16 protein-coding genes, 1 pseudogene and 2 riboswitches are annotated in these 15,713 nt (G+C 73.2%); of the genes and pseudogenes, 5 read left to right on the top strand and 12 right to left on the bottom strand.

Annotation, left to right across the window (positions count from 1 at the left end):
* The first annotated feature begins 112 nt into the window (after nt 1-112).
* The gene (locus LG634_RS02890; protein WP_226731971.1) at nt 113-1,015 is read left to right on the top strand and encodes a hypothetical protein; all 903 of its coding nucleotides are present in this window, start codon (nt 113-115) and stop codon (nt 1,013-1,015) included.
* Nucleotides 1,016-1,123: 108 nt separating this feature from the next.
* On the opposite strand, the gene LG634_RS02885 is transcribed toward LG634_RS02890, so the two are convergent.
* Together LG634_RS02885 and LG634_RS02880 are read right to left on the bottom strand one after the other, a co-directional pair.
* Nucleotides 1,124-2,707 (bottom strand): NAD(P)/FAD-dependent oxidoreductase, encoded by a 1,584-nt coding sequence (locus LG634_RS02885; protein ID WP_226731970.1) that lies wholly within the window; start codon nt 2,705-2,707, stop codon nt 1,124-1,126.
* 295 nt (nt 2,708-3,002) lie between these two features.
* Nucleotides 3,003-3,542, bottom strand: a complete 540-nt coding sequence (locus LG634_RS02880) for an EF-hand domain-containing protein (RefSeq protein WP_226731969.1) — start codon at nt 3,540-3,542, stop codon at nt 3,003-3,005.
* 213 nt (nt 3,543-3,755) lie between these two features.
* Between LG634_RS02880 and LG634_RS02875 the strand changes: the two genes are divergently transcribed.
* Nucleotides 3,756-4,187: a GNAT family N-acetyltransferase gene (locus tag LG634_RS02875; protein WP_226731968.1), complete on the top strand. Its 432-nt coding sequence runs from the start codon at nt 3,756-3,758 to the stop codon at nt 4,185-4,187.
* Between the two features lie 118 nt (nt 4,188-4,305).
* Here LG634_RS02875 and tpx read toward each other — a convergent pair whose 3' ends face one another.
* The 8 genes from tpx to LG634_RS02835 form a co-directional block, all read right to left on the bottom strand.
* On the bottom strand, nt 4,306-4,806 hold the full coding sequence (gene tpx, locus LG634_RS02870) for a thiol peroxidase (protein WP_226731967.1): 501 nt from the start codon (nt 4,804-4,806) through the stop codon (nt 4,306-4,308).
* 114 nt (nt 4,807-4,920) lie between these two features.
* The gene (locus LG634_RS02865; protein ID WP_226731966.1) at nt 4,921-5,799 is read right to left on the bottom strand and encodes an MBL fold metallo-hydrolase; all 879 of its coding nucleotides are present in this window, start codon (nt 5,797-5,799) and stop codon (nt 4,921-4,923) included.
* Between the two features lie 11 nt (nt 5,800-5,810).
* A riboswitch (guanidine-III (ykkC-III) riboswitch) is annotated at nt 5,811-5,879 on the bottom strand.
* Between the two features lie 22 nt (nt 5,880-5,901).
* The gene (locus LG634_RS02860; RefSeq protein WP_372482361.1) at nt 5,902-6,765 is read right to left on the bottom strand and encodes a heme ABC transporter ATP-binding protein; all 864 of its coding nucleotides are present in this window, start codon (nt 6,763-6,765) and stop codon (nt 5,902-5,904) included.
* The gene (locus LG634_RS02855; protein WP_443729000.1) at nt 6,762-7,838 is read right to left on the bottom strand and encodes a FecCD family ABC transporter permease; all 1,077 of its coding nucleotides are present in this window, start codon (nt 7,836-7,838) and stop codon (nt 6,762-6,764) included. The genes LG634_RS02860 and LG634_RS02855 overlap by 4 nt, the downstream gene beginning before the upstream one ends.
* Complete coding sequence (locus LG634_RS02850; RefSeq protein ID WP_226732153.1) at nt 7,835-8,818, bottom strand: ABC transporter substrate-binding protein; 984 nt, start codon at nt 8,816-8,818, stop codon at nt 7,835-7,837. Before LG634_RS02850 ends, LG634_RS02855 begins: the two co-directional genes overlap by 4 nt.
* Before the next feature lie 154 nt (nt 8,819-8,972).
* Nucleotides 8,973-9,138, bottom strand: a riboswitch (cobalamin riboswitch).
* Between the two features lie 82 nt (nt 9,139-9,220).
* Entirely contained in the window at nt 9,221-10,366 is a 1,146-nt protein-coding gene (locus tag LG634_RS02845) for a hypothetical protein (RefSeq protein WP_226731964.1), read from the bottom strand.
* 106 nt (nt 10,367-10,472) lie between these two features.
* On the bottom strand, nt 10,473-10,847 hold the full coding sequence (locus LG634_RS02840) for a hypothetical protein (protein ID WP_226731963.1): 375 nt from the start codon (nt 10,845-10,847) through the stop codon (nt 10,473-10,475).
* A gap of 447 nt (nt 10,848-11,294) precedes the next feature.
* Entirely contained in the window at nt 11,295-11,846 is a 552-nt protein-coding gene (locus LG634_RS02835) for a LuxR C-terminal-related transcriptional regulator (protein ID WP_226732152.1), read from the bottom strand.
* Between LG634_RS02835 and LG634_RS02830 the strand changes: the two are divergent.
* Together LG634_RS02830 and LG634_RS02825 are read left to right on the top strand one after the other, a co-directional pair.
* Nucleotides 11,826-12,491, top strand: a pseudogene (locus LG634_RS02830) (serine hydrolase domain-containing protein); the annotation flags it as partial. The gene LG634_RS02835 and the pseudogene LG634_RS02830 overlap by 21 nt on opposite strands.
* Before the next feature lie 78 nt (nt 12,492-12,569).
* Entirely contained in the window at nt 12,570-13,217 is a 648-nt protein-coding gene (locus LG634_RS02825) for a hypothetical protein (RefSeq protein ID WP_226731962.1), read from the top strand.
* Nucleotides 13,218-13,270: 53 nt separating this feature from the next.
* Here LG634_RS02825 and LG634_RS02820 read toward each other — a convergent pair whose 3' ends face one another.
* Both LG634_RS02820 and LG634_RS02815 read right to left on the bottom strand, forming a co-directional pair.
* Nucleotides 13,271-13,456 carry a DUF1272 domain-containing protein gene (locus tag LG634_RS02820; protein ID WP_226731961.1) on the bottom strand — a complete coding sequence of 62 codons (186 nt, stop codon included), beginning with the start codon at nt 13,454-13,456 and terminating at the stop codon, nt 13,271-13,273.
* 113 nt (nt 13,457-13,569) lie between these two features.
* Nucleotides 13,570-13,953: a VOC family protein gene (locus LG634_RS02815; RefSeq protein ID WP_226731960.1), complete on the bottom strand. Its 384-nt coding sequence runs from the start codon at nt 13,951-13,953 to the stop codon at nt 13,570-13,572.
* 291 nt (nt 13,954-14,244) lie between these two features.
* On the opposite strand from LG634_RS02815, the gene LG634_RS02810 reads away from it, so the two are divergent.
* Nucleotides 14,245-15,654, top strand: a complete 1,410-nt coding sequence (locus LG634_RS02810; RefSeq protein ID WP_226731959.1) for a CBM96 family carbohydrate-binding protein — start codon at nt 14,245-14,247, stop codon at nt 15,652-15,654.
* Nucleotides 15,655-15,713: the final 59 nt, after the last annotated feature.

Raw genomic sequence — 15,713 nt, 5'->3', positions numbered from 1 at the left:
CCAGGCGGCCGTGCATCGGGCCGGGGGACGAGAGCGCTGCCGCCCTGGACCTGAGTCCTCGGACCTACGACCGGCCGTCGGCGTAGGCGTACGGCTGTGGCACGATCGGCGGATGCCATTGCCACCAGCCCGTACGCGGACGATCGACGACCGGGCGCTCGCGGCGCTGCTGGCGGACGAGGCGCTTCTGGAGATCCGCGCGCTGGTCCGGCGTACGAGGAATGGGGAGCAGGACCTGTCCCCTGCCGAGGCGCTCGACAGGATCGATCGCCTGGCCGGCTTCTGCCGCGACATGCAGGGAGTTGCCGAGATGCCCGCGCGACGGCCTGCCCGCGGCCGACCGCTCGGCAGCCGGGAGGAGGCGATGCTCGCGCGCCCGATGAGCTACCGGTGGCACACGGCCGGCGAGGGGCGGCGCGCGTGGATGCTGCGTGTCGTCGAGCGGGGCGGGTACGACTGGACCCCGCCGCCGCCGTTCCCGGAGTACCGCAGGGGTGCGCCGGAGCCGAACCTGCTGGAGCGCGTGGGCCTGTTGGCGGGCTGGCCGGTCAAGTACCCCGGCGGGCAAGGGCCGTTGCCGCGGACGGCGAGGGTGCTCAAGGCGGTGGACCGCGACGGGCTGTTCGCCCTGTACGAGGAGGCGGAGCGGTTGGCGCTGGGGCTGGGGAAGGCCGGTCCGTGGCTGTACGCGCACCTCGACGCCGATGCACCCTGTTACGTCGTACCCGACCCGGGCCGCCACCCCCGTTCCGCCCCCGGAGCGGATGCGGAACGCGGTCCGTGGGAGTGCCGCATCCTCGTGCGGATGACCGACGGCGAGGTGGTCACCGGCTCGCTCGCGGTGCTGCCGGAGACCTTCGCCGCGCTCCCCGCCACCGTGTCCCGCCGCCGGCAGCGCCGCCTGGCGTTCGCCGCGCTGCGAACCGAGCGGGACGTGTACTTGTGGGGCCGCGGGCATCAGGACTCCTGCGGCCCGGAGCACTGCGGGTACACGCCGCCCGGGGACCGGCCGTAGCGTCTCTGACCAGCGCGGACGAGCGGGCGGGCGGGTCCGGGGACCGCCGCCGCCCGCCCCGATCGCAGGGAGGCACGGCGGTTCCGGTCCACGTCCGTCCGGGCGCCGTCAGAACGCGCAGGTCGCCCGGGCGTCCTGGAAGCGGTCGGGGTGGCGGCGGCGGTATTCGACGAGGGACTGGGCGACGGCCGCGCCCTCGCCGACCGCCGCGCCGACCCGCTTGACGGAGCCGGAGCGCACGTCGCCGACGGCGAACACGCCGGGGACGCTGGTCTCCATCGGCAGGGCGTCCGGGCCGGCGCCGCTGCTGCCGGTCAGCACGTAGCCGCGGTCGTCGAGCTTGAGGACGCCGCCGAGCCAGTCGGTGGACGGGTGCCCGCCGATCATGATGTACAGGCAGTGCGCGCCGACCGTCTGCTCGCCGCCGTCGCGCCGGCGCAGCCGCAGGCCGGTGAGGGTCGTGCCGCCGAGGCATTCGGCCACCTCGGTGGCCAGCATGACCTTCAGGCCGGGGGTCCGTTCGATGCGCTGGACCAGGTAGCTCGACATGGCGGAGCCGAGGTCCGTACCGCGGACGAGGAGGGTGACGGAGCGGGCGTAGCGGGCGAAGTACAGGGCGGCCTGGCCGGCGGAGTTCCCGGCGCCGACCATGTAGACGTCCTCACCGGCGGTCGAGGGCGCGTCGGAGAGACAGGAGCCGTAGTACACACCGGAGTTGAGGAGGCGGTCGACGCCGGGGGCGGTCAGCCGGTTCCAGTCGACGCCGGTGGCGACGACCGTCGCGGCGGCGGTCACCGAGGCGGTCTCGTCGGTGCCCGCCTTGACGAACTCGACGGTGTGGCCGCCGGCGCCGTCCGGGGTGATCCGGCTCGCGACGCGGGTGGGCTGCCATTCGACGCGGGCGCGGCGGGCCTGCTGGAGGGCGCGCTGGGCGAGGTCGCCGCCGGTGAGCCCGACGGGGAAGCCGAGGTAGTTCTCGATGCGGGAGGTGGTGCCCGCCTGGCCGCCCGGCGCGTCGTCCTCAATGACGACGACGCTCATGCCCTCGGCGGCCGCGTACACGGCCGCGGACAGGCCGCCGGGGCCGCCGCCGATCACGGCGACGTCGTAGCGGTCCTGCTCAGCGGGCCGGATCAGGCCGAGGCGTTCGGCCAGTTCGCTGATCGACGGGTTCACCAGCTCGGTGCCGTCGCCGAGCCGGACGGTCACCGGTGCGTCCCGGACGTCCTCCTCCGGCCGCCAGCGGAAGATCACGCCGCTGCGGCCGAGGAAGTCGCGTACGGCGTAGGCGGCGGGCGAGAACCGGCTGCCGCGGACCTCGGCGGTGGGCAAGTCGCCGTGGCAGTCGGCGTTCCAGGAGCAGAGGGAGTCGTCGAGCGCGGTGCGCAGGCGCTCCGCCCGGTCGTCCTCGCTGCCGGCGGCCGCCGCGGGGGCGTGCTCGGCGAGCGACAGCCACCGTACGCCGGGGTGCGGGGCGGCGGCCGGGTCCGGGGCCTCCTCGGAGAGCACGGCGGCCACGGGGACCTGCCGGTCGGCCAACGAGCGCAGCGCGCGGGCCACTTCGGCCGCTCCGCCGGCCTGGAGGACCCGGAACGAGGTCCGGTACCAGCCCTGCACCAGCTCTGCCGTCTCGTGCCGGCGGAGCGGGTCGGGATCGGACAGGACGATCACCGGCAGTGCGACATCGGCCATCGGGGTCCTCCAGGGGTGCGGTGCGTCGATCGGCTTCCGTGGGTGATCAACGAGCCCACACGTGATACGCATCGGCCGCGGGACCGCGCTTGCGGGTCGAGGACGGAGTGCGGTATGGAGCGGCGGGGCAGACCGGGGGTCCGGCAGGCCCGCCCCGGCGTGCGCCCGGCGCGCCACCGCCACGCCCCGCCGCGCCACCGCCGTACCCCGCGCCGCCGTACCCCGCCGTGCCCGGCTCCCGGCGTGCCCGGCTCCCGGCGTGCCCGGCTCCCGGCGGCGGGTGGCCGTCCGTCCGTCAGAGGCGGCCGAAGAACTGGTTGCCGCGGGCCGTGTGGTCCTCGCTGGTGTAGTACTCCTTCATCGCGGCGCTGATCTCGTCGCGGCTCAACTGACCGTCGCCGTTGACGTCCAGGTGCCGGAACGCCTCGTCGAAGGTCTCGCGGGGCAGCCGGAACATGCCGTGGAGGAGCGAGGTGTACTCCTCGCGGCTGAGCATGCCGTCGCCGTCGCGGTCACCCAGCTGCGTCCAGGCGTTGCTCATCCGGCGGATGCGGTCCCAGATCCGGTTCTGGTCCGTGATGATCCGCTTGCGGAACGACGCACGGAACTCCTGCCGGTCGACGGCTCCGTCGCCGTCGCGGTCCATCTTCGCGAAGACGGTGTTCCACAGGTCCTCCAGCGAGTCCCGGAGTTCGGCGACGTCGTCCGCGGCGACCCCCAGCGACTCGGCAAGCCGGTCCGAGACCCCGACCACGTCCGACTTCTCCAGCCGGCCGTCCCGGTCCGCGTCGAAGACGTCGAACGACCGGTCCAGCTTCATGTCCAGAACGCTCACGACAGCATCCCCTTCACTCCACGTAGTGATCCCGCTACTCGGCGGGGCGGCCCAGGAAACCACAGCTCGCATGCCGTGCGCAGGGAAGGAGCCGGCGGATGGGCAATCCGGGTGACGGGACCGCGGGGGCGACCAGGCCGCGTCCCGGCCCGCGGCTGCTGCGCGCCGTGAAATTGGGCGGTGATGCAGGGGCGGACCTGCTTGGATTCGGCCATGACTGCTGACATTCACGCCGACTACGAGATATCCGGCGACACCGGGCGGATCGACCCCGACCTGGTCCACAAGTGGCTGTCGGAGGACGCCTACTGGGCGCGCGACCGGTCCCGCGAGAAGCAGGACCAGGCGATCTCCGCGTCACTGAACTTCGGGGTGTACGAACGGGGTTCGGGGGCGCAGGTCGGCTACGCGCGGGTGGTGACGGACCTGGCGGACTTCGCGTGGCTGTGCGACGTGTACATCTGCCCGGAGGCACGCGGCAAGGGGCTCGGGACGGCGCTGGTCACGGCGGTGCGCGAGCACCTCGCCCCGTACCGGCTGCGACGGATCCTGCTGGCCACGGCGGACGCGCACGACGTGTACGCGAAGGTCGGTTTCGCGGGGCTGAAGCAGCCGGAGTGGTGGATGTCGCTCGAAGCGCGGTGAGGCGGGGCGGGCTCGGCGGGGGCCGCGCCCGGGCAGCCGGACGGGCGGGTGGCGGCCGGGATCGCCGGTCGCCACCCGCCCGCGGGTGCACGCGCGTCCGCCCGTGGGCGGGCCGGGCTTACTTCAGGGCCGAGAGGGCGGCCTCGTAGTTCGGCTCCTCGGCGATCTCGTTGACGAGCTCCGAGTGCAGGACGGTGTCGTTCTCGTCGAGGACGACGACGGCGCGGGCGGTCAGACCGGCCAGCGGGCCGTCGGCGATGTCGACGCCGTAGGCGGCGTGGAACTCGCGGCCGCGGAGGGTCGACAGGTTCTGGACGGACTCCAGGCCCTCGGCACCGCAGAAACGTGCCTGCGCGAAGGGCAGGTCGGCGGAGATGCAGAGCACGACGGTGTTGTCGAGCTTCGCGGCGCTCTCGTTGAACGCGCGGACCGAGGCCGCGCAGGTCGGGGTGTCGACGCTCGGGAAGATGTTGAGCAGCTTGCGCTTGCCGGCGAAGTCGGCCAGCGAGGTGTCGGCCAGACCGGCCGCGACCAGGGCGAACGCGGGGGCCTGGGTGCCGGGGGTGGGCAGCGTGCCGTTCACCTGGACCGGGTTGCCCTTCAGCGTGACCTGAGCCATGAAATATGTCCCCTTCGAACATGGATTCTGATAGCGCCTGCGATCTTAGTCCGTTCCGGTCGAGACCTGACAGAACACCCGTACGACGGCTCTCACCGGCTGGTCACCGACGGCTCAGGTGTCGGGCCAGATGATGAAGCGGGGGCAGGCGTGCCGGGTGGGGCGGTCGCCGAGGGCCGACAGGGCCGTGCGGAGCTCCCGGAGGTGGTCCGTGGTCAGTTCCAGTGGGGGTTCGTCCGGCTGGTGGGTGGTGCGGATCGGGTAGTCGACGCCGGGCTCGCTGGTCATCTCGATGTGGCAGCCGAGGACGTGGGTGACGGGCCGGCGCTCGGAGAACTCGATCAGGCGGTCGACGGTACGGGCGAACGCCGGCCAGTCCGCCACGTAGAGCCGGCCGGGGTAGACGGTGTCGCCGGTCAGCAGGAACCCGGTCCACGGGTCGTAGTACGTGACGGCCGCCTCGTGGTGCCCGGGCGTGGCCAGGCACTCCAGGACGCGGCCGCCCAGGTCGACGCGTGCCACCGCGTCCGGGGCATGGTCGAACCCGAAGTAGGCCCAGGCTGTCGCCAGTTCGGCACCGACCACGTTGGTGCCCGGCCGGTCGGCGAACTGCCCGTCACCCGCCACGTGGTCGCCGTGCCCGTGGGTGTGGAGCACCAACAGCTCATAGCCCTCACGGGGGTTGCGGACGAGCCAGTCGTCGACGAGCCCGTCCACGGTCCGGCGCAGCGGGAAGAGGTCGGCGGACGCGGTGGCCCCGGTGTCGATCAGCACCGCCCGCTCGTTGCCGAACAGCAGGAACAGGAAAGGCGCTTCGTAGTCGATCGCCATGTTCTGCCGCAGCACCATCGTGTGCTCGTCGTAGGCGTGGACCTGGATGTCCGGGTCGGTGTTGTGCTTGGCCGACGGCGAACCGTGGATCCAGCGCACGTCCAGCGGACGCGCGGGGAGCGGCGCGTCACCGAAGTCGATCAGGGAGGGGCCGGCGTTCACGAGGTCTCCTCGGTGCGTCGTCTTGGCAGGCCGGGTACGGCGCACGTCTCGTCCGGGCCGGACCCCCTGCGGGCCCGGCCCGGCGAAGCTACCACGACCCGATCAGGTGTTCCCCGGACGCGCGGGCCGCAGGTCGGCGGTCCGCAGGGTGACCTGCGGCACGCCGGTGTCCGGGTGCGGTGTGACGTCGGCCTCGACGCGGTACACCTCGGCGAGGAGGGCGCTGGTGAGGACGTCCTGCGGGGTCCCCTCGGCGACGAGCCGGCCGTCGGCGAGGACGCAGATCCGGTCGCAGAACGCCGCGGCGAGGTTGAGGTCGTGGAGGGCGACCAGGGCGGTCGCACCGAGCCGGTGCACGAGCTGCAGCACGTCCAACTGGTGCCGCAGGTCGAGGTGGTTGGTCGGTTCGTCGAGGACGAGCGTGCCCGTGCGCTGGGCGAGGGCCCGGGCGATCATCACCCGCTGCTTCTCGCCGCCGGACAGCCGGTCGTACGGCGCGTGGGTGAGCGCGGTGAGGCCGAGTTCGGCGAGGGCGGCGGCGATGACCGTCCGGTCGTCCGCGTCGTCGCCGGCGAACGCCTTCTTGTGCGGGGTCCGGCCCATCGCGACGACGTCGTACACGGTGAGCTGGAATTCCCCGGCGGCCTCCTGGAGCACGGCGGCCAGCCGCCGGGCCAGCGCCCGGGCCGGCATCCGCCAGACGTCGTCCCCGTCGAGCAGGATCCGCCCGGCGGACGGGCGCTGCGCACGGTAGAGGGTGCGCAGCAGGGTGGATTTTCCCGCTCCGTTGGGGCCGACGAGGCCGACGACCTCGCCGGGTGCCACGCTCAGCGAGACCCCGCGTACGAGGGTCTTGCCGTCGAGCGCGACGGAGACGTCCGCCAGGTCGAGCGCCCCGGGTGCACCGGGTGCACCGGGTGCACCGGGTGCACCGGGTGCACCGGCGGCGGCGGTGTGGTCGGTCACTGCGCCCTCCGCCGCATCAGCCAGAGGAAGAACGGTCCGCCGACGAGGGCGGTGAGGATGCCCACGGGTATCTCCTCGGGGCTCATGAACGTACGGGCGGCCAGGTCGGCGGCGATCAGGAACGAGGCGCCGAGGAGGGCGGCCGCGGGCAGTGCCCGGCGGTGGTCGGCGCCGACGAGCAGCCGGACGACGTGCGGGAGGATCAGGCCGACGAAGCCGATCTGGCCGCTGACGGCGACGATCGTGCCGATCATCAGCGCGACGACGACGAAGAGGGCGCCGCGGAAGCGGTGCACGTCCAGTCCGAGGGAGGCGGCGGCCTCCTCGCCGGCCAGCAGCAGGTTCAGCGGCCGGCACACGCCGAGCAGCACGGCCGTGCCGAGGAGCACCGCGCCGGCGGGCGCCCACAGCGTCTCCCAGGTGGTGCCGGCCAGCCCGCCGAGCATCCAGCGCATGGCCGACTGGGTCTTGTGCGGGTCGTCGGAGGTGACGACGAGGAAGCTGGCCACGGCGGACAGCACCTCGGCGGTCGCGACCCCCGCGAGGACCAGGCGCACCGTGGTCATCCGGCCGCCGGTGCGGGCCAGGAAGTAGACGGCGACCAGCGCGGCGAGGGCCCCGCAGAACGCGGCGCCGGACAGGGACAGCGTGCCGAGGAACGTCACGTTGAGGACCAGCACCAGCACCGCGCCGACGGACGCACCGGAGGACACGCCGAGCAGCATCGGGTCGGCGAGCGGGTTGCGGACCAGGGCTTGCAGCGCCATGCCGGCCACCGCCAGCCCTGCGCCGACCACCGCGGCGAGCAGCACCCGCGGCAGCCGGACGTCGACGACGACGGTTTCGCGGACGGGGGTCCACGTCGGGTCGGCGAGGCCAGGGTGGATCCGGTGCAGCAGGATGCCCCAGACCTGGTCGGCGGGGATCCGGATGGATCCGGCGGCGACGGCGGCGGTGGCGACGGCCAGCAGCAGGGCGGCGAGGAGGACGAGGACGACGGGGTAGGGGACGCGGCGCCGGGGCCGCCCGGCCTCCCGGACGGCCGCCGGCGCCTTTTCGTGCACCGCGGTCACTTGAAGCGGTCCGGGTGGATCTGGTGGGCCAGCGAGTCCACCGCGGCGGGGACGCGTACGCCGAGGACGGCCGAGGACAGCGGCAGGACGGCGAAACGCTTGTTCTTGATCGCGGGGACGTCCTTGAGGGCCGGGTGGGCCAGGAGGAACTTCTTCTTCTCCGCCACCGGCCGGTCGCCGTAGTCGTAGATGGCGATGACCTCGGGGGCGCGCTCGGCGACCTGCTCGAACGACACGTCGCCGAAGGCCTTGGGGACGTCCGCGAACACGTTCGCGCCGCCCGCGAGCCGGATGAGCTCGTTGCCGATGCCGCGGCCGCCGGCGGTGAAGGCCGTCTTGTCTCCGCTGTCGTAGACGAAGACCTTGGCGGGCCGCACGCCGTTCAGGCGGCCGGCGACGGTGTCGAGGGTGGCGTGCATCTTCTTGACCAGCTGCTCGGCGCGTCCGGGGACACCGAAGATCTTCGCAACGGTGCGGACCTCCTCGTCGACCGTGGCCGTGGTCACCGGCCCCGACGTGCAGCTTTCGATGTTGAGGTGGGTGTGGATGCCGGACTTGGCGAGGGCGGCGCGGCCGCGGCCCTCCTTCTCGTCGAAGGCGGAGGAGTAGCCGCCGTAGACGAGGTCGGGTTCGGTGGCGAGGAGGGCCTCGGTGGAGGGGTACTCCTTGGCGACGACCTTGATGCGGTCGTAGGCGGCCTGGTACTCGGGAAGGACCTTGTCGTCGAGGTAGCCGGTGGCCGTGACCGATTTCTCCAGGCCGAGGGCGAGCAGGACTTCGGTGGCGTGCTGGTTGAGGGCGACCGTGCGCTGCGGCGGGCGCTGGTAGGTGGTCTGCACGCCGCAGTTGGAGACGGTGAGCGGGTATCCGGCGGGGGCCGGGCCGGTTTCGGCCCGGGACTCCTCGGCCGGGCTGCCGCCGCAGCCGGTGGTGGCGAGCAGGGCGGCGGCTGCGGTCGCCGCCGCGGTCAGGCGTGCGATCCGGCGCTTCGCCGTCGCCGGCCGTCGTCCCGTGTGCCGGTACCGGCTCGGCTGCTGGTCGGTTTCCACCTTCGGACCCTCCGTCAATGTGCCGGACGGAAATCGGGTACGTGGCGGCGCGCCCCGCGGGCGCGGATGCGCTGGGGCGTGGACGACCACGCCGTAGTCCGCGACGGCGTTCTTCGTTCGGTCACGCAGTTCCAGGCAATCCGGCTCGCCCGGGACGTGAGCCGGGCCTACGGTTGCGGGTCAGCGCCGGAATTCGACCGGCTTCCCCTGAAGCTGAGTGTGTATCAGCGGCCATGGAACACGGCTCCGGCCAGGGCGTCAAGCCGGGGCGGTCGAGGGTCGGGCCAGGTCCGGGCCACTTTTGCTCGTGGCGCGGACCCGGCCCGGGGTGGGTCAGGCGGCCGGCGGGCGGGCCTGGGCGGCGGCGCAGGTCCAGACGGCGGGGCGCTCGGCGATGTGGCCGCCGACCCGGTCGTCGGCGGACACGGCGTACGCCGCCGCGTCCTGCTGCGGGTCGGGCACGGGCAGGGCGCGCACCGGTCCGGCGCCGACCTGGTAGGTGGCCTGCGGGGGCCGCGCGTAGCCGCCGTCGAGGTAGCCGAGGGCCTGGCCGACGACGCGGCTGCCGGTCGGGCTGATGCCTCCGAGGGCGAGTTCCTCCTGCCCGGGCAGTTTCGGCAGGGCGGTGGCGGAGGCCGTGTACGGGGGCTGCCAGACGTACGGGGCGTGCCGGGCGCCGCCGTGGTAGGCGCGGGTTTCGGTGGCGACGACGGTGCCGGCGTCGTCGATGCCGGCTGCGCTGCTGGTGCTGTCGTAGTCGTTCTCGACGACCCCGCGCAGGGCGTACGCGCCGCCGCCGGCCGGCCAGACCACCGGGTGGGAGCGGTGCACGAACCCGGGCCAGTCAGGGCTGTCCTCGTACAGCCGGACGCTGCCGACGATGTCGCCGCGTCGGTTGATCCCGCCGATGCCGACGATCTTCGTGCGGGGGTCGGTGCCGGGCGGCAGGGCCAGGGTGCGGACGGGCCGGCCGTCCTGCCAGGTCCGGGCGACACCGCCGTCGAGGCCCGCGATCAGGCCGGCGTCGTTGACGACCGCGCCCTGGGTGGCGTACGGGGCGGGTGCGGTCAACACCCTTACGGTGCGGGCCCCTTGCTGGTAGCGGAAGAGGACGTACTCCTCGCCCTGCGCGGTCCGGCGCTTGAGGATGCCGGTCATGGCGCCCTTGGCGTTGGCGCTCTGGACGGTGCCTTCGGTCCAGCCGGACGGCAGCGGGATCCGGTACGGGCGGCGGTCCTGCCAGTAGGCGGGCGCTCCGCCGCTCTCCCCCGCGGCGAGCGTGCCGGCGCCGAGGGCCCGTACGGTGCCGGCGGTGGCGCCCTGGGGCAGGTCGAGCAGCCGGATCTGCGGGACGCAGGCGGCTCCCCCGGCGGTGGCGGAGGCCGGACCGGCGGCGGAGGCCGGGGCGGCGGTGAGCGGGCCGCCGGCGAGTACGGCGGCGATGGCACAGGCCAGTGCGGTGGACGTGCTTCGGTTCATCAGGTTCCCCCCTGATCCGGTGAGGCCCCGCCCGGCGGAGCCCTGACACGCGCACCCCCATCCTGCACCGGCCACCCGCCCGAACTCCCAGGGCAAAACGCCGACTTCAAGCCACCCGCCCCGCGGACACGGGCACGAGCACCACGGCCTTCCCGCCCTCGTACCGCGTCCGCCCGAAGTCGACCCGCCACCCCAGCGGCTCCGCGAGCGCGGCCACCCCCTTGACGCCGATCCCCCGGTAGACGGTGACGGGCAGGGTCACCGACCCCTCGTGATACCGCCGGACGGCCGCACGCAGGACGGAATCGGCGCGGCAAGTCCATTCCTGAGCAGTCCCGTTGAGCTCCAGCAGATACTGCCGCCGCTTCAGGAAGAGCGAGTCCCCACCGTACGGATCACCGGACCCGCCCCCGGCCCCGCCCGCCGGGCCGACGCCGCCGGCACCGCCGCCCACCGCCGCCAGCACCGCCGCAACGGCCATGAGAACCAAGCCGACAGGGAGGTAGATCCACTGGAGGTAGTACTGGCATCGCAGCCCGAGGCGCGACCTCCTCGGTAACGGACCGCCGTCCAGCCCCCAGGTACGCGAACCCATCGAACCCCACCGTCCCTTCCCGCCGCGGAGGCGCGGACCGCCCCCGCTCCCGCCCCCCAAGCGACGAGCCGCGGGCTGGGGTGGTTCCCGTGCGACTGTCGCACCAACCGGGGTTGAGTGGTGATCAACTGCAGTTGCTTTCATGGTGGGCTGTTGGTTAGGGTCCTGATCACGAGCCGAGGGAACGGGTCGCGGGATACGGGAGTGCCCGCGGGGCCCGGGAGCGCTTCGGGAGGCGGGGCCGGCGGACACGGGGGTGCTGCCGGCGCCCCGCCGGGGCGCTCCGCCCGGCTCGGCATCCGGCGGGAGACCCGGGACCACGAGGCCCGATTCTCAGGCGATCACCACGGCGCGGGTGCGGTTCTGTGCGCCCAGCTTGGTGAGGACGTTGCCGACGTGGGTCTTCACCGTTTCCGGGCCGACCGTGAAAGTCCGCGCGATCTCGGGGTTGGCGAGACCGGTGGCCATCAGGCGGAGCACCGCTTCCTCCCGGGCGGTCAGCGCCGCGTACGGGAGGGCCCGCGCAGAGTCCAGGGGCCGCGGGGCGACCATGCGGCGGAGGGCTTCGGGGAAGAGGATCGCCTCGCCGGCGGCCACCACGCGGACCGCCTCGGCGATCCGGGGCACCGGGAACCGCTTGAGGACGAACCCGCTCGCGCCGGCCCCGAGGGCGGCCGTGACGTAGCCGTCGTTCTCGAAGGTGGTGATCATCACGACCTTCGGCGGATCCGCCGGTTCCGGCCCGGGCAGGAGCTGCCGGGTGGACTCGATGCCGTTGCAGCGCGGCATCCGTACGTCCATCAGGACCACCGCGGGCCGCAGGCGCCGGGCCTGTTCGACGGCGTCGAGCCCGTCGGCGGCCCCGACGACGTCTTCCGCGACCACCGGTACCTCGACCCGCGGGACCTGCTGGACCTCGCGTCCTGCCGGCCGGCCGACTTCGGCCCCGGGGCGGAGTTCCGCTACAGCAGCACGAACCACGTGGTGGCCGGGCTGCTCGTGCAGAAGCTCACCGGCCGTCCGCTGGCCGAGGAGATGGACCGGCGCATCGTCCGTCGCATCGGGCTGCGCCACACGTACTTCCCCGCCCCCGGCGACCAGCGCATCCGGGAGCCTCATCCGGAGGGCTACCACCGGTACGGGACGGGCGGGGCGCGGCGGGCGGTCACGGAGCTCGACCCGTCCCCGGCCTGGGCGGCCGGTCAGATGATCTCGACGAACGGCGACCTGAACCGGTTCTTCACGGCCCTCCTGGGCGGCCGTCTCCTCGCCCCGGCCCAGCTCGTCCAGATGCGGACCACCGTCCCCATCGGCAGCACGGGCGCGGGTTACGGCCTGGGGCTGATCAGCCGGCCCTTGTCGTGCGGCGGGGTGTACTGGGGCCACGGTGGCGACATCCCGGGCTTCGAGTCCCGCGGTGGGGCCACCGACGACGGCCGCGCGGCCCACATCACCGTCACGGAGATCCCGCCCGCGCCCGCCGTGACGGATCACGTCGAGGACGCGGTGGACCGGGCACTCTGCACCTGATCACCCAGGTCATGGGACCAGGCGGGTTTGAGTACCCGTACTCAGGGGCGGCGCCGGCCCCGGCCGCAAGCTGGGCACATGACCCGAACCCCCGCGCTGAACAGCACCGTTGCCCGCCCCGCCCGCCGCCGGATCGCCGTCACGGCGACCGCTCTGGCCGCCCTCGCCCTCGTGGGCTGCGGCACCGCCCGGTCCGGCGACCTCGGTCCGCAGGGCACGTCCGCCCGCGGCGTCGGCGTCCGGCACGACGCCGACGCGGGCGGTTCCGGTCGTGAGGCGGCGTTCGGCGCGATGCTGGACCGGATGGCGCAGGGGTGCCCGCAGGGCGGCGGGCCGGTCGGACCGCCGACGCCGCCGCCGTACGTGGACCCCGAGACGGGCGAGGTGTGGACGGCGGCGCCGGAGGCCCCCCTCACGGGCCCGGAGGCGGAACTGGACGCCCGCGACTGGTGTGCGAGCGCGCGCCACGAGGAGCGCATCGCCCAGGCCCTGTGGGACCTGGAGGACCCGACCCCGGCTCAGGTCAGGAGGATTCTCAACGGCCTGGACTACCCGGACGACCGCATCCACGACCTCAAGCGGTCCGGCCCGGCCACCCGTTTCCTCCTCGACCTCCGCACCAACGGCGGCCGTCTCTGCCTGAAGGGCACCGCAGCCGGCGAGGACACCGTGGTCGACAAGTGCGTGGCCCCCGTGACGGGCCCGTTCACGGCCGCGGGCCGGTGAGGTCCGCGGCCGGCAGGACCGTCGGCCGGCAGCACCCCGGCCGCCGCGCCCCGTCAGCCGGCCTTCGGCAGGCGTCGGGGGCGGAGGACGAGTTCGCCGCCGCAGTTGGGACAGGTGTGCTGCATGGCTTCCGTGCAGGGCGCACAGAAGGTGCACTCGTACGAGCAGATGTACGCGGTCGAGTCCGCCAGGACGGCGCCGTCGCACTTCTCGCAGCGGTCACGCATCTCCAGGGCCACGGCCCCTCCTCGGGTTCGGGAACTACGGAACGCCCATCCTCCAGGCAGTGATCTTGGCCCGAAAGGGACGCCCGGGGCAGTTTTGAATACGATCCGGCCGCCCTCTGCGCTGCTCAGAGCCGCTTGAGGCGGTGGTGGAGAAGGCAGAACTCGTTGCCTTCGGGATCGGCCAGGACGTGCCAGTTCTCGTTGCCGGTCTGTCCGACGTCGGCCCGGGTGGCGCCGAGGGCGAGGAGGCGTTCGAGTTCGGCGTCCTGGTCGCGGTCGGTGGGGTTGACGTCGATGTGGAGGCGGAGCTTGCCGTGCCGGGCTGTGCTGCCGGGGCTGAGGACGATGGTGGGCTGGAGTCCTCCGAAGCCGGCGTCGGGCGGCCCGATCTCGATGCTCCCGTCCTCCTCGCGGCCGAGTTCGACGTAGCCGAGGACCTCGCTCCAGAAGACGGCGAGGCGTTCGGGGTCGGTGCAGTCCAGGACCAGTTCACTGATGCGGCATGCCATGGCCGTCACTGTAGGGAGGCGGGCCGGAGGGGGTCCGGAGCCGGGCCGGGGCGGGGCGGCAGGTCCCCCGTTCCGCTCCGGCGCGCCCCTGCGCACGCCCCTCACTTCAGATCAGCGAAAAACAAGCATGTTCACGTCAAGCTCGCGGTGGCACATTGGCCTGCAGCAACGGGGGCGGTGACGTCTGTGGTTCATGCGAAGGACACCTGGTCAACCACGGCCCATCACCGGGGCGCATCGTGGCGCCCTTACGTTCCGTGACGCCCTCGTCCCGCGAGCGAAAGGTTTCACATGCCCAGTCGCAGAACCGCCTCCATGGCCGCCGTAGGCGTCCTCGCCTCCGCCGCCCTGGCGGCCGGCGCCCTCACCGTCCTGGCGCCCTCCGCCGCCGCTGCCGGCGTCACCTTCACCCCGACCGCCGACACGTACGTCGACGCCACCTACACCACCACGAACTTCGGCTCCTCGCAGCAGCTCGGCGTGGACAACAGCCCGGTGAAGCAGACGATGATGAAGTTCGCCGTCTCCGGCCTGACCCAGCCGGTGACCAAGGCGACGCTCCGCGTGCACGTCGACGACGTGTCCGGCGCCGAGAGCAGCAACGGCGGCACGTTCCGCGCGATGTCCGACACCACGTGGTCCGAGACCTCCGTGACGTACAACAACCGGCCGGCCATCGACGGCGCCACCCTCGGCAGCCTCGGCTCGGTCGCCCGCAACAGCTGGTACGAGATCGACGTGACCTCGTACGTCACGGGCAACGGCAGCTTCGGCATCGGCGTCACCTCGTCGAGCACGAACGGCGCCGACTACGACTCGCGGGAGACCGGCACCACCGCTCCGCAGCTGGTCGTCGAGACCGGCAGCGGCCCGACGCCGACCCCGTCGCCCACGAACACCACCACCCCGCCGACCGGCGACCCGGTCCTCGTCGGCGCCGGCGACATAGCCGTGACCGGCACCGGCGACACGGCGACCGCGAAGCTGCTCGACGGCATCCCCGGCACGGTCTTCACCACCGGCGACAACGCCTACCCGGACGGCACCGCCTCCGACTTCAACACGTACTACGAGCCCACCTGGGGCCGCCACAAGGCCCGGACCCGTCCGGCGCCGGGCAACCACGACTACCACACCTCCGGCGCCTCCGGTTACTACAACTACTTCGGCGCCAACGCGGGCCCCGCCGGCCGTGGTTACTACTCGTACGACCTCGGCAACTGGCACGTGGTCTCCCTCAACTCCGAGACCGGCATGGCCGCCGGCTCCGCCCAGGAGCAGTGGCTGCGCGCCGACCTGGCCGCCAGCAACAAGCCCTGCACCGTCGCCTATTGGCACAAGCCGCGCTGGACGTCGAGTTCCAGCCACGCCGGCGACCCCGCCACCGGCCCGCTCGTGAAGGCGCTGTACGACTACAACGCCGAGGTCATCCTGACCGGCCACAACCACCAGTACGAGCGGTTCGCCCCGCAGAACCCGAGCGGCCAGCTCGACACCGCCCGCGGCCTGCGCCAGTTCGTCGCCGGCATGGGCGGCGCGAGCCTCTACGGCTTCGGCACCATCCAGCCCAACAGCGAGGCCCGCAACAACAACACCTTCGGCGTGCTCAAGCTGACGCTCCACGACAACAGCTACGACTGGGCGTTCGTCCCGGAGGCTGGCAAGACGTACAACGACAGCGGCACCGGCACCTGCCACTGACCCCTGCCCGTCCGCGGCCGCACGCCGCAGACCGCCCGCTCCGCCGCGCCCCACCCGGC

This window comes from Streptomyces bambusae (assembly GCF_020532645.1).
Lineage (GTDB): Bacteria > Actinomycetota > Actinomycetes > Streptomycetales > Streptomycetaceae > Streptomyces > Streptomyces bambusae.
The sequence above is the reverse complement of the archived record's forward strand: the minus strand, read 5'-3'. Positions and strand labels throughout refer to the sequence as shown.

Bases quoted from the DNA above. Each gene is read 5' to 3' on its own strand.
- LG634_RS02885 (WP_226731970.1), bottom strand. From the start codon at position 2,707: ATGGCCGATGTCGCACTGCCGGTGATCGTCCTGTCCGATCCCGACCCG.
- LG634_RS02890 (WP_226731971.1), top strand. From the start codon at position 113: ATGCCATTGCCACCAGCCCGTACGCGGACGATCGACGACCGGGCGCTC.
- LG634_RS02810 (WP_226731959.1), top strand. From the start codon at position 14,245: ATGCCCAGTCGCAGAACCGCCTCCATGGCCGCCGTAGGCGTCCTCGCC.
- LG634_RS02845 (WP_226731964.1), bottom strand. From the start codon at position 10,366: ATGAACCGAAGCACGTCCACCGCACTGGCCTGTGCCATCGCCGCCGTA.
- LG634_RS02840 (WP_226731963.1), bottom strand. From the start codon at position 10,847: ATGGCCGTTGCGGCGGTGCTGGCGGCGGTGGGCGGCGGTGCCGGCGGC.
- tpx (WP_226731967.1), bottom strand. From the start codon at position 4,806: ATGGCTCAGGTCACGCTGAAGGGCAACCCGGTCCAGGTGAACGGCACG.
- LG634_RS02875 (WP_226731968.1), top strand. From the start codon at position 3,756: ATGACTGCTGACATTCACGCCGACTACGAGATATCCGGCGACACCGGG.
- LG634_RS02825 (WP_226731962.1), top strand. From the start codon at position 12,570: ATGACCCGAACCCCCGCGCTGAACAGCACCGTTGCCCGCCCCGCCCGC.
- LG634_RS02815 (WP_226731960.1), bottom strand. From the start codon at position 13,953: ATGGCATGCCGCATCAGTGAACTGGTCCTGGACTGCACCGACCCCGAA.